Genomic DNA, 12,419 nt, shown 5'->3' with positions numbered 1-12,419 from the left:
CATGACCCGGCGATCAACAGACCTGCTTTTTCAGCGACTGTCTCCAATTCCCGAAGACAAGCCGGTTCTGATTGCAGGGCCGACGGCATCGGGGAAATCAGCGTTGGCGCTGGAGATTGCCGAACGGCATGGCGGAGTTATCGTCAACGCGGATGCAAGTCAGGTTTATGACTGCTGGCGCGTCATCTCGGCCAGGCCATCCACTGAGGAAGAAACCCGCGCGCCACATCTGCTGTACGGACATGTCGCCTATGATCAGGATTATTCTACCGGCCATTGGCTGCGCGAGGTCGTGCCCCTGCTCACAGGGGATCAACGCCCGATCATTGTCGGCGGGACGGGCCTTTATTTCTCGGCGCTGACCGAAGGCATGGCGCAAATCCCAGCGACTCCACCTGCGGTTCGGGCTGAGGCTGATCAGATGCCCATGGCAGACCTTCTGGAGGGGGTCGATGCAGACACGCTTGCAGGGCTGGACACGCAGAACCGTGCCCGCGTGCAACGCGCCTGGGAGGTGCAGCGCGCCACAGGTCGTAGCCTGTTGTCCTGGCGGGCCGAAACGCCTCCGCCGATACTGCAGCTTCACGATACGGTTCCCATCGTATTCGATGTCGACAAGACATGGCTGCTGGACAGGATAGAACGCCGCTTTGATCAGATGCTCAAACAGGGTGCAATCGAGGAAGTGCGCGCCATGCAGGACCGGTTCGACCCAACCCTTCCGGCCTGCAAGGCCATAGGTGTTCCGGAACTCAGGGCGTATCTGGACGGCGCGATGACTTTGGATCAGGCGCGCGAGCGCGCAACCATTGCAACAAGGCAATTCGCCAAGCGTCAGCGCACCTGGTTTCGCGCCCGTATGAAGGCATGGAATCACGTCGATTTTTCATAGTGATACCCAGAGCTTTCGACTTTGCTTAAGCAAGACGACCACCAAGTCTCAAAGCTTAACAGAACTTAATGATTTGCTGCGGTTTCCCTTAACAAACTAAGAAAACAATGGGAATGCCGGCATCGCTTTGGGCCGTTTGAAGAAACCACCTCTACGACTGCAACTGATCGCGAATGTCGTTTTTGTACTACTTATGACGATTTCGAACATTGACCTTATCAGAATTCTGGTGCCGAATAACGACATGGGGATGTACAGAGTCCAAAAAACAAAATCCTTCGCTCTGGCGACCGTGAAAATCCGGGTCGCGTAGAGCCACAATCAATCAATAAAATCAGTGTCACAGGGAGACATCCATGACGAATACCGAATCCACCAAAGACAAGGTGCACTGGGCAGCCGAGATGCACGCTCAGGAATACCGCGACGGCAAGCTAAGCCGACGGGAATTCATGACGCGCGCCACCGGTCTTGGAGTTTCAGCCGCCGTGGCCTACAGCATGATCGGATTGCCGACACCTGCTTTGGCCCAAACCGCAAAGCAAGACGGCGGCACACTGCGCGTGCAGATGGAAGTACGCGCACTTAAAGACCCCCGTACCTATGACTGGTCGCAAATCGCAAACGTGACTCGCGGCACACTGGAATATCTGGTCGAATACAACTCGGACGGTTCGTTCCGCGGCATGCTGCTCGAAGGTTGGGAAGTCAACGATGACGCAACCGAATACACTCTGAATGTCCGCCCCGGCGTCAAGTGGAACAACGGCGATGATTTCACGGCTGACGACGTCGCCCGCAACATCGCGCGCTGGTGCGACAAGAGCTCGGAAACCAACTCGATGGCCGGTCGCTTCGCGACCTTGATCGACGCCGATACTGGTCAGGCCGGTGAAGGTGTCATCGAAGTTGTCGACGCAACCACGGTCAAGCTGAACCTGCCCAAACCGGATATCACCCTTATTCCTGGCATGGCCGATTATCCCGGCGCGATTGTTCACAGCTCGTTCAGCGAGACAGACCTGCTGAACAACGTGGGAACCGGCCCCTACCTGATTGATGAGCTTGAAGTCGGTGTAAAAGCCGTTCTGGTTCGCAACCCGGATCACACCTGGTGGGGCGAAGAAGTATTTGGCCGCCCTGCCCTGGATCGTATCGAGTACATCGACTACGGAACTGACCCGTCTGCCTGGCTGGCAGCACTGGAATCCGACGAAGTTGACATGCTTTATGAATCCGTGGGCGAATTCATCGACGTGATGGATGGCCTAGGTTATGTGAAATCCGAAGTTGTGACCGCTGCGACTATCGTTGTTCGTCCCAACCAGCTGGCCGAGATCGACGGTCAGAAACCTTATGCGGACAAACGTGTTCGGCAGGCGATTCAGATGGCTGTAGACAATTCTGTTTGTCTGGAACTGGGCTATGGCGGCCGCGGAGCCCCGGCGGAGAACCATCACGTGGCACCGCTACATCCGGAATACGCAGAACTTCCACCGCAAAAGGTTGATCCTGCGGCAGCCAAGGCGCTGATGGACGAAGCTGGTTTCGGTGACTTCGAACACGAGATCATCTCGATCGACGATGACTGGCGTCGCAACACCACTGATGCCGTTGCCGCGCAGCTGCGCGACGCCGGAATCAATGTCAAGCGGACCGTTCTGCCGGGCAATACCTTCTGGAACGACTGGGCAAAGTACCCGTTCAGCTCGACCAACTGGAACCCGCGTCCGCTGGGTGTGCAGGTCTGGGCACTTGCCTATCGTTCGGGCGAAGCCTGGAACGAGTTTGGCTATGCGAACCCGGAATTTGACGCCATTCTGGAAGAAGCGCTTGCCATTGCTGACGCAGATCAACGTCGCGAAGTCATGGCGCGTGGCGAAGCCCTGCTGCAGGAAGATGGAGTCACGATCCAGCCCTATTGGCGTTCGCTCTATCGTCACATGAAAGAGGGCCTTGTGGATACGGATATGCACGTGACCTTCGAACACCACCACTACAAGTGGGGCTGGGCTGCCTAAGCACTGCCAATGACACACAAGGGGCGCCTGACACGGGCGCCCCTTTCCAGCCGCAGACTTGCCGACGAGGGGTCGGACGTCCGAGGCCAGAAAATGGTCCAATGATCTGCGGAATACCTGAACAACAGGGGCCACCATGGGACTATTCATCCTACGACGGTTCGGAGTGATGCTGCTTACGGCATTATGTCTGACATTCGTCGTCTTTTTCCTGACCAACCTTTACCCGAACCTTGAAAAGCTGGCGAAAACGCAGGGCAACCAGCGCATGTCGGATGAGCAGGTCGAAGCCTGGTTGGATAACCGCGGTTACCTACAGCCAACACTCGTGAAATACGGCCAATGGCTGGGCGTGATGCCTGGATTTCAGAACACCTTGGAAGATGGCCAGTTTGTGGGAACCTGCACGAGACCCGGTTCGACGGCAGAGGACACGGCAAGATATTGCGGTGTTCTTCAGGGCGATTGGGGATACTCGACCGTATTCAAGGACGAAGTCGGAACCATTGTTGGTAAGCGTCTGGGCAACACAGGTTACCTCATGTTCTGGGTTTTGGTCCTGATGGTGCCTTCCGCATTGATTGTTGGTGTTCTGGCCGGGATGCGAGAGGGATCAGCCCTGGATCGATCCCTTTCAACTTTCTCGATCATAACGACAGCGACACCGGAATATGTGTCCGGCGTTATCTTCATCGCAATCTTCACCTCGTCCACGGTTGGATTGAAGTGGTTCAAGGGAACCGCGACGCAAGCGATGGAGAACCCGACATTCGAGAACTTCTTCCTGCCGGTCCTTACCATCGCGCTGTACGGTATGGGCTATATCGCCCGGATGACCCGCGCTTCGATGACCGAGGTGATGACGGCGCAATACATCCGAACCGCGCGGCTGAAAGGCGTCTCGTTCCCGAACATCGTCATGAAACACGCGTTGCGCAACGCGTTGATCGCGCCGTTCACGGTTATCATGCTGCAGTTCCCATGGCTGCTCAACGGCGTCGTAATTGTTGAAACCCTGTTTAACTACAAGGGTTTCGGCTGGGCGCTTGTTCAGGCAGCAGGCAACAACGACATCCAGCTTCTGCTGGCGATTTCGGTCGTGTCGGTCTTTGTTGTTCTGATAACGCAGCTGATCTCGGATATCGGCTACGTCTACCTCAACCCGCGCATCCGCATTTCATAAGGAGGGAGAGATTATGGAACCACTATCCTGGACCGGCTCTATTGCCTTCCTGAACCCGCTGCTGATGATCGCACTGGCAGCACTGATCCTGTCGATCTTGGTCTGGATCATCGTCAGTATATTCCAGCCTGAACAGCAGATTGTCGTGAACCCGGATGGATCCGTCAGTTCAGGCGGCGGTGTCCGCGGACTGATCCAACTTGCGCTGCACTACAGTTTTCTGGCCAGCGTAGGATTGGCCGTGGCCTATCTGGTGCTGGGTATCCTGATGGGCACAGGCGCCGGGATCATCGGCGCCATTTCCCAGCAATTCCTGCCAGTATGGGTCGCGCTGATCATCATGTTCGCCATGTCGATCGCCTTTAAAAGGCGGTTGGGGTTATACGGCAAACTGTATGACAGTCCCATCGGTATGATCGGCTTTGGCCTTGTGATGTTCTGGGTCTTTACCGGCATCTTCGGCGCGCTTGACCTGATCGTTACCCATGACCCGCTGACACAGATCTCTGGCATGAAGAACAAAGTGCCGGGGACACCTTTACCGAACCTGGAGGACGGCGAGTATGCCTGGTATCTTCTGGGCGGTGACAACCTGGCACGTGACGTATTCAGCCGGATGGTCAAAGGGGCCTGGGTCGTGGTGCAGATAGCACCGCTTGCAACGATGTTCGCCTTCATGGTCGGTATTACGCTGGGACTTCCCGCCGGGTATTACGGCGGTCGTCTGGACACGTTCCTGTCTTTCCTGGCAAACCTGATCCTCGCCTTCCCGGTCATCTTGCTGTTCTATCTTCTGGTGACACCGGAAATCGTGGCGACCGGAGTGCCAAACTACATGGCGGCCGTTCTGTTCGTGTTCCCGATCCTGTTCATCTGTGTGTTGCTGAACTCGCGCTATTACACACGCCCGAGTTTCCGCACCCCTCTGCTGATCGGTGTTCTGGGCGTTGCGATCTGGCTGTATCTGTCACTGATTTCAACTGGAGGCTACGTCATCAACACCGAGGCTTATCGGATCTGGGGCCTGCCAACCTATTTGGACCTGTTCGATATCCCCGGCGGTATTCTGGTGGTCTTCGTCTCGGTGGTTTTTGTAAACTCACCCACGGTTTTCCGTATTGTGCGCGGGCTGGCATTGGACATCAAGACACGTGACTACGTGGCCGCGGCCCAGACGCGTGGCGAGGGTCCGTGGTACATCATGTTGTGGGAAATTCTGCCCAACGCCCGTGGTCCGCTGATCGTCGATTTCTGTCTGCGTATCGGTTACACCACCATCCTTTTGGGTACCTTGGGTTTCTTCGGACTGGGCCTGCCGCCTGAAAGCCCGGATTGGGGGTCGACGATCAATGAGGGGCGGAAGCTTCTGTCGATCTACCTGCACCCTGCCCTTCCGCCTGCTTTTGCGCTGCTGTCGCTGGTTCTTGGTCTGAACCTGTTGGCCGACGGCCTGCGCGAAGAAAGCTTGAAGGACTGATGTGATCGAGGCCGGGGGGCCAGCCCCCCCGGACCCACCGGGATATTTTCGGCCAGATGAAGGGGATCCCCGCATTTGGTGAGGAGTAAGCAAGATGAGCAAAATGGCGGATTATGACGGCCCGATCCTGGAGATCGACAAGCTGTCCATCTCATTCTTTACCCGCCTGCGGGAAATTCCCGCCGTGATGGATTTCTCGGTCAGCGTACAGCCCGGCGAAGCCGTGGGGCTGGTTGGCGAATCCGGTTGTGGTAAATCGACCGTGGCGCTGGGCGTGATGCAGGACCTTGGCAAAAACGGCCGCGTCGTCGGAGGCACGATCAAGTTCAAGGGCCGCGATCTGGCAGAGATGTCGAGCGAGGAGTTGCGCGACATTCGCGGAAATGAAATCGCGATGATCTACCAGGAGCCGATGGCCTCGCTGAACCCGGCGATGAAGATCGGCAAACAGCTGATGGAAGTGCCGATGATCCACGAGGGTGTAAGTCAGGAAGAGGCTTACTCTCGTGCACTGGAAGTAGTGACGGACGTTCGCCTGCCGGACCCCGAGCGGATGTTGAATTCGTTTCCGCACCAGCTGTCGGGCGGTCAGCAGCAGCGCATCGTGATTGCTATGGCGCTGATGTCGAAACCGGCGCTGTTGATCCTGGATGAGCCGACAACCGCTTTGGACGTGACGGTTGAGGCCGCTGTGGTCGAACTGGTCAAGGATCTGGGTAAGAAATACGGCACCTCGATGTTGTTTATCTCGCACAACCTCGGGCTGGTTCTGGAAACCTGCGACCGACTATGCGTGATGTATTCGGGTGAAGCGGTCGAGCGCGGCTCGATCAAGGATGTGTTCGACGAGATGCAGCACCCTTATACACAGGCGCTGTTCCGTTCGATCCCGCTGCCGGGCGCAGACAAGAATTCGCGTCCGTTGGTGGCCATTCCGGGGAACTTCCCATTGCCCCACGAGCGGCCTCCGGGCTGCAACTTCGGACCGCGCTGCGACTATTTCGAAGAGGGTCGCTGTGACGCGAAAGACATCCTGATGGAGGCTGTGCCCGGAAATGACCGGCACCATACGCGCTGTCTGAAATTTCAGGAGATCGACTGGAATGCCCCTCTCACTCTGGCGGATCAGAAGGAAAAAGGTGAAATCGGCCGGACGGTACTGAAAATAGACAATCTCAAGAAATACTACGAGGTCGCTGCAAATGCCTTGTTTGGTGGCGGTGAAAAGAAGGTTGTGAAGGCCAACGAGACGCTCAGCTTCGAGGCGCACGAATCTGAGACACTGGCTATCGTGGGGGAATCCGGCTGCGGCAAGTCCACCTTCGCCAAGGTTCTTATGGGGTTGGAGACGGCCACGGACGGACAGATTCTGTTGGACAACCGTAACATCGAGCAGGTGCCCATCGAAGAGCGTGATGCCAAGACGGTCGGCGAAGTTCAGATGGTTTTCCAGAACCCGTTCGACACGCTGAATCCGTCGATGACCGTCGGACGTCAGATCATCCGTGCGCTGGAAATCTTCGGCGTCGGAAACTCTGAGGCCGAGCGCAAGAAGCGGATGCTGGAACTGCTTGATCTGGTGAAGCTGCCGCGCGCCTTTGCGGACAGAATGCCGCGACAACTGTCGGGTGGTCAGAAACAGCGCGTGGGTATCGCACGCGCCTTTGCCGGGGATGCGCGAATCGTTGTGGCGGACGAACCCGTTTCGGCGCTGGATGTGTCGGTTCAGGCAGCCGTGACGGATCTGTTGATGGAGATTCAGCGAGAACACAAAACCACGCTGCTGTTCATCAGCCACGACCTGTCCATCGTGCGTTACCTGAGCGACCGGGTCATGGTGATGTATCTGGGCCATGTTGTGGAATTGGGCACAACGGATCAGGTATTTGCCCCGCCCTATCACCCTTACACCGAAGCGTTGCTGAGCGCGGTTCCGATTGCGGATACCTCGGTCGAGAAACAGCACATCGTTCTGGAAGGTGATATTCCTTCGGCGATGAACCCACCGCCGGGTTGTCCGTTCCAGACACGTTGCCGCTGGAAATCCGAAGTGCCTGATGGACGGTGTGAATCGCATGTGCCGCCGGTGCAGACGCTGGCAGATGGGCATCAGGTAAAATGTCACCTGGCCGAAGATATTCTGGCCCGGATGGAGCCGGTGATAAAAGTCGCGGCGGAATAAACCTGTTGCTAGCATTTAGAAAGGGCCGGTCGGAGACCGGCCCTTTCTCTTGACGCCGTGGTTTGTGGGGAGACAGACGGCGTGTGGAAGTGTGTGTGAGTGGCGACCTTTGGTAATTCGTCAACCGGTCATGACGTTGTTTCCGAAATGCATGAATTCCTGGTTCATTCCGGCAATTCCACCGGCTTCAAGCTGAAGGCTGGCGCTGTCGAGCATCTTGTAACTCTGCTGTCCCTTCACCCAATCGTCCGCAGATTGTAGCGTGGTCAACGTGTAGGACGTGACCTCATTCAGGTAATGTGTGGGGATGATCACCTTGGGCTTGAGCTTGGACACAATGTCGTTGCCCTGATCGAAGCTGAGAATGTGTTCCGAGCCATCCACCGGCAGAGTCAGAACATCCACCTGACCGATTGCGTCCCAGAACTCCTGCGGCGGGTTATGGCGATTGTCGCCCCAGATCAGCGTGCGAATGCCGCCGGTCTCGACCAGATAGACGACCATATCCATGTGACCTACATTGTTCGGCGGGCAGGCTTCCACCCCAAATTCGGCCAGCGCATTGGTCCAGTCATACCATCCCGGCGCGACACAAGCGTGTTTGTCGGCAAAACCCGTGATCTTGATGTCAGAAAACTCGAATTTGCCTACCATACGATCCAGCACCATGGTCGAGTTTGGGCGTTCAATCGCATCATGATCGAAATGTGCATGGGTCGACAGGGTGATGTCTACCGGGATTTGCGGGAACTCGTTGCGGAACCAAAGGCCCCACGCGCCCGACGGATCATCCCGCCAGGGATCAAACAGTGCTGTTGCCCCGTTGGGCGAGGTGATCTTGATCGCACAATGCCCATAATAGTCGATGCCAACCGTCCCGGTGCTGGCCTGACCCGTTGCGCCTTGCAGATCGATCACATGGTTGTTGTTGCCCGGCTGTAGCCACGCCTGAGATTGCGCCTGGGCCGGTTGTGCGCCCAGCACAGAAGCGGTCGCGCCGACCCCGGCAGCGCCTGCCGCCATGAAGAACGACCGGCGCGACAGCCCCGGCGCCAGATGATCTTTGTCCCCGATCAGGATGGTTGGTTTCAGATCTTTGCGATCCATTTTTGTGTACCTCTCTGTTGGACCCTCGCAGTTTTTCCGCGCGTCCCAGCTAAAGGTAACAATTCAAAGCATATCGGCTCAGACCGAAAAAATGGGGGCGAAATATGGGGAGAAACCCCACATTTCACGTTCACGAAATCGAGAGCAAATGACTGCGCAAGTTCTGGTCGCGTCCTTCGAGCCCCAGCTTGCGGCGGATGTTGTTGCGGTGAAAATCAATTGTCGATGTTTCTCGCGACAGGGCCTTGGCAATGTCTTTGGTCGTTTTTCCAAACATGACCATCTGCGCAATCTCGATCTCTGTCGGGGTCATCACTGCAAATGCATCTGTCAGTTTGTCCGACAATGCAGACGTGATCTCGTTCAGGTTCTTCTCGGCCAGTTCAAGATAGACATACTGCGCCTCATCCCCGGAAAGCTGCGTTCGAATTTTTTCCAGATATGGCAGCACTCTGCTGCGCACCTGTTCGACTATTTCGTGATCGCGGCTTTTGCGATCGTCATCCAGACTGGACAGCAGGACGCGCAGCGCCGTGTTGGTTTCCTGCAGCTCACGCGTGCGTTTCGCGACACGTGTTTCCAGCTGTGCCAGTGTTTCGTTGAGTTTTCCTTCCAGCGCGCGACGCAGGTAAACCTCTTGCAACAAAACCAAATCCGACTCGACCATGCGTGCGAACTGCGCCAGCCCTTCGCGGAACAACAAGGCACGTCGGTTCTGCTTGCGATCCAGAACACAAATAGTTCCAAATACCGATCCATCGGGCCATTTCAGTGGAAGGCCGATGTAAAATGTCATCCCATGTTCCAGATCGTCATTGTCCGCCCAAACCGGATCGCACGCAGCATCTTTGACCACCAATTCCTCGTCCCGCTGCAAGACGCCCTGACAATAAAGCTTGGGGTTCAACTGGAAGCTCAAGCCGACCGGATATGGGTTTTCGGGATGATCCGAGGTGATCAGCACCGCATGATCCGGCGCGTCGGTTTTCATGATCAGGCTTGCAGGCACATCCGCCAACTCTGCGACCAGATCAACCAGTTGCTGCCAGTTGGCCAGCGTTTCTCTGGGAATCTCTGGGTGGTCAACAGGCATTTAGGGCCTCACCAGTTACCGGGCGATACCCTTTCAGGTTAGCGGGTCAGGTTGCACATAATCAAGAACTGGACGCTCTGCGCCGCGGCATCGGGTTTAACCGCCCCAGATGACCTTCACGTAGTTCTGGGTTTCCTTGTATGGCGGAATGCCGCCATGCTTTTCCACCGCTTTTGGGCCCGCATTGTAAGCGGCCAAAGCCAATGGCCAGGATTTGAACTTGCGATACTGCCAGGACAGGTATCTGGCCCCACCCTCAAGATTCTGCTTGGGGTCATGGGGGTTGACCCCCAAAAGCTCGGCGGTCTGGGGCATCAGCTGCGCCAATCCCAGAGCACCTTTGTGAGACTTTGCCTGCGGGTTCCATCCGCTTTCCTGCTGCACAAGGCGCAGAAACAAGTCTTCGGGAATGTCATGAAGGCGGGCAGCCTGTTTCGCCAGATCCAGATACTGACCGCGATACTTTCCGGTATATCGCTTGCTGGTCTGCGCACGGGATGTCTTTGGTTTCAACCGCGCGGAATCACGATATTGCGTCGCCGCGCGGGAATCCAAAATCTTGGACTGTTTGAGGAAGATATCCTTACGGCTTTTGGTGGACAGCGTTTGCGCCTGCACAGGCGCGACAGCCAGCACAAGGCAGACAACAGAAAACCCGGCAACCCAAGAACGCATCAATGCCTATCCTGCTCGATAAGAAACCAGTCGGAGTATAGGTATTCCCGCAAAAAATGAAAGCTTGGTAAAGACCAAAGTAAGACTCTTGTTCCACACTGTTGTATCTACTGTTTTCAACCATGATGCAGGCCGTATAGGGTCTCACGAAACAAGTCGCGCCAGATTCGGCGCATTTACGTCAGAACGGAACGAGGAATTACATGGCGGGTTCAGTCAACAAGGTCATTCTGGTCGGAAATCTGGGGCGTGATCCCGAAGTGCGGACATTCCAGAATGGCGGCAAAGTCTGCAATCTGCGTATTGCCACGTCAGAGAACTGGAAAGACCGTAACACGGGTGAACGCCGCGAACGCACAGAATGGCACTCGGTCGCCATCTTCAACGAAGGCTTGGTCCGTGTGGCAGAGCAATACCTGCGCAAGGGTTCAAAGGTCTATCTTGAAGGGCAATTGCAGACCCGCAAGTGGCAGGACCAGTCAGGCCAGGACCGCTATTCTACCGAAGTTGTCCTGCAGGGCTTTGGCTCTACCCTCGTGATGCTGGATGGGCGCGGCGAAGGCGGTGGCGGTGGTTATGGCGGTGGCCAAGCCGGAGGCAGCGGGTACGGAGACCCCTATGGCGGTCCGTCCAGTTCCCCGGCACCGGCACCGGCATCGGGCGGAATCGACGACGACGAGATTCCGTTCTAAGCAAATCGGAGACACGACATGACATGGTCCTTCTCTCTCGGCCGATTGCTCGGGTCCGAACTGAGGGTCCATGTCACATTCTTCTTACTGCTGGCCTGGGTGGGCTTTGCGGCCTATTCAGCAGGCGGCCTGCCGGCAGCCATTGACAACCTCTTGTTTGTTTTGGCCTTGTTTGCCTGTGTGGTCGCCCATGAGTTCGGTCATGCCCTCATGGCCCGGCGGTATGGAATCAAGACCCCAGACATAACACTGTTGCCGATCGGTGGGTTGGCCCGGCTTGAAAGGATGCCGGAAAAGCCGTTGCAAGAAGTCTTGGTGGCACTTGCAGGTCCGGCGGTGAACATCGTGATCTGGATCATTCTGGTCGCGTTTGGTGCTGGACTGCCGATCGAGACGCTTTCCCAGATCGATTCACCGGGCATCGGGTTTCTGAACAGGCTGGCCTATATCAACCTTCTGCTGGCAGTATTCAACATGATCCCGGCCTTCCCCATGGACGGAGGACGCGTGTTCCGCGCCCTTCTTTGCCTGCGCATGGATCGTGTCAAAGCAACACGCGTGGCTGCGCTCGGTGGCCAGATCGTCGCCGTTGGCCTGGGTTTTGTGGGGCTGAGTTCGGGCAACCCGTTTCTTGTGCTGATCGCAGTGTTCGTGTTCATCGCCGCCAACGCAGAAAGCCAGGACGTCGCCTTGCGATCTGCGGCACGCCGCGTTCTGGCCCGGGACGCGATGATCACCGAGTTTCACGCGCTCTCCCCCAACGATACGCTGAGCACAGCAGCACAAGCCGTAATTCACACCACGCAGCATGAGTTCCCTGTACTGGATACGGATCAATCTCTGCTTGGTTTTGTGACCCGAGATCGGCTGTTTGCCGCGCTCGCAGGCGATCAACCCAGATCGGCACCTGCCACCTCGATCATGAATGCCGATGTCCCCGCAGTTTCGCTTACCACCGGCCTCGAGACCGTGTTGGAACATCTGCATAAGGGGGCTCCGGCAATTGCCGTGGTCACTCGGGCTGGTCGGATGATGGGTTACATCACCCGCGAAAACATCGGTGAGTTAATGGTTATTCAGGGTCGTTAGGCTTTCAG

The 12,419-nt window shown here is 56.5% G+C and carries 10 protein-coding genes; 7 read left to right on the top strand and 3 right to left on the bottom strand.

The window, feature by feature from the left end; all coding sequences use genetic code 11:
- The first annotated feature begins 1 nt into the window (after position 1).
- From miaA to AC2FFA_RS01285, 5 genes are all read left to right on the top strand, one after another.
- Positions 2-892 carry a tRNA (adenosine(37)-N6)-dimethylallyltransferase MiaA gene (miaA, locus tag AC2FFA_RS01305; protein ID WP_117869193.1) on the top strand — a complete coding sequence of 297 codons (891 nt, stop codon included), beginning with the start codon at positions 2-4 and terminating at the stop codon, positions 890-892.
- Positions 893-1,248: 356 nt separating this feature from the next.
- Entirely contained in the window at positions 1,249-2,913 is a 1,665-nt protein-coding gene (locus AC2FFA_RS01300; RefSeq protein WP_496849489.1) for an ABC transporter substrate-binding protein, read from the top strand.
- A gap of 136 nt (positions 2,914-3,049) precedes the next feature.
- On the top strand, positions 3,050-4,096 hold the full coding sequence (locus AC2FFA_RS01295) for an ABC transporter permease (protein ID WP_117869195.1): 1,047 nt from the start codon (positions 3,050-3,052) through the stop codon (positions 4,094-4,096).
- 13 nt (positions 4,097-4,109) lie between these two features.
- Complete coding sequence (locus AC2FFA_RS01290; RefSeq protein ID WP_496849487.1) at positions 4,110-5,573, top strand: ABC transporter permease; 1,464 nt, start codon at positions 4,110-4,112, stop codon at positions 5,571-5,573.
- 94 nt (positions 5,574-5,667) lie between these two features.
- On the top strand, positions 5,668-7,755 hold the full coding sequence (locus AC2FFA_RS01285) for a dipeptide ABC transporter ATP-binding protein (protein ID WP_496717366.1): 2,088 nt from the start codon (positions 5,668-5,670) through the stop codon (positions 7,753-7,755).
- Between the two features lie 120 nt (positions 7,756-7,875).
- On the opposite strand, the gene AC2FFA_RS01280 is transcribed toward AC2FFA_RS01285, so the two are convergent.
- The 3 genes from AC2FFA_RS01280 to AC2FFA_RS01270 all read right to left on the bottom strand — a co-directional run bounded on the left by AC2FFA_RS01280 (position 7,876) and on the right by AC2FFA_RS01270 (position 10,630).
- Positions 7,876-8,862 (bottom strand): MBL fold metallo-hydrolase, encoded by a 987-nt coding sequence (locus AC2FFA_RS01280; protein ID WP_117869198.1) that lies wholly within the window; start codon positions 8,860-8,862, stop codon positions 7,876-7,878.
- Between the two features lie 130 nt (positions 8,863-8,992).
- Positions 8,993-9,955 (bottom strand): LuxR C-terminal-related transcriptional regulator, encoded by a 963-nt coding sequence (locus AC2FFA_RS01275; RefSeq protein ID WP_496849485.1) that lies wholly within the window; start codon positions 9,953-9,955, stop codon positions 8,993-8,995.
- A gap of 96 nt (positions 9,956-10,051) precedes the next feature.
- Positions 10,052-10,630, bottom strand: coding sequence for a lytic transglycosylase domain-containing protein (locus tag AC2FFA_RS01270; RefSeq protein WP_496849483.1), 579 nt, complete (start codon positions 10,628-10,630; stop codon positions 10,052-10,054).
- 203 nt (positions 10,631-10,833) lie between these two features.
- Here AC2FFA_RS01270 and ssb point away from each other — a divergent pair, with 203 nt between their 5' ends.
- Both ssb and AC2FFA_RS01260 read left to right on the top strand, forming a co-directional pair.
- The gene (ssb, locus tag AC2FFA_RS01265; protein ID WP_496849481.1) at positions 10,834-11,322 is read left to right on the top strand and encodes a single-stranded DNA-binding protein; all 489 of its coding nucleotides are present in this window, start codon (positions 10,834-10,836) and stop codon (positions 11,320-11,322) included.
- An 18-nt stretch (positions 11,323-11,340) separates the two neighbouring features.
- Positions 11,341-12,411: a site-2 protease family protein gene (locus AC2FFA_RS01260; RefSeq protein ID WP_299896433.1), complete on the top strand. Its 1,071-nt coding sequence runs from the start codon at positions 11,341-11,343 to the stop codon at positions 12,409-12,411.
- The last annotated feature ends 8 nt before the right edge of the window (positions 12,412-12,419 follow it).

The organism is Ruegeria sp. YTSB088 (assembly GCF_059609825.1).
This window is presented reverse-complemented; position numbering and strand designations above follow the sequence as displayed.

Coding starts and splice junctions, on each gene's coding strand:
- miaA (WP_117869193.1), top strand. CDS start 2: ATGACCCGGCGATCAACAGACCTGCTTTTTCAGCGACTGTCTCCAATT.
- AC2FFA_RS01300 (WP_496849489.1), top strand. CDS start 1,249: ATGACGAATACCGAATCCACCAAAGACAAGGTGCACTGGGCAGCCGAG.
- AC2FFA_RS01295 (WP_117869195.1), top strand. CDS start 3,050: ATGGGACTATTCATCCTACGACGGTTCGGAGTGATGCTGCTTACGGCA.
- AC2FFA_RS01290 (WP_496849487.1), top strand. CDS start 4,110: ATGGAACCACTATCCTGGACCGGCTCTATTGCCTTCCTGAACCCGCTG.
- AC2FFA_RS01285 (WP_496717366.1), top strand. CDS start 5,668: ATGAGCAAAATGGCGGATTATGACGGCCCGATCCTGGAGATCGACAAG.
- AC2FFA_RS01280 (WP_117869198.1), bottom strand. CDS start 8,862: ATGGATCGCAAAGATCTGAAACCAACCATCCTGATCGGGGACAAAGAT.
- AC2FFA_RS01275 (WP_496849485.1), bottom strand. CDS start 9,955: ATGCCTGTTGACCACCCAGAGATTCCCAGAGAAACGCTGGCCAACTGG.
- AC2FFA_RS01270 (WP_496849483.1), bottom strand. CDS start 10,630: ATGCGTTCTTGGGTTGCCGGGTTTTCTGTTGTCTGCCTTGTGCTGGCT.
- ssb (WP_496849481.1), top strand. CDS start 10,834: ATGGCGGGTTCAGTCAACAAGGTCATTCTGGTCGGAAATCTGGGGCGT.
- AC2FFA_RS01260 (WP_299896433.1), top strand. CDS start 11,341: ATGACATGGTCCTTCTCTCTCGGCCGATTGCTCGGGTCCGAACTGAGG.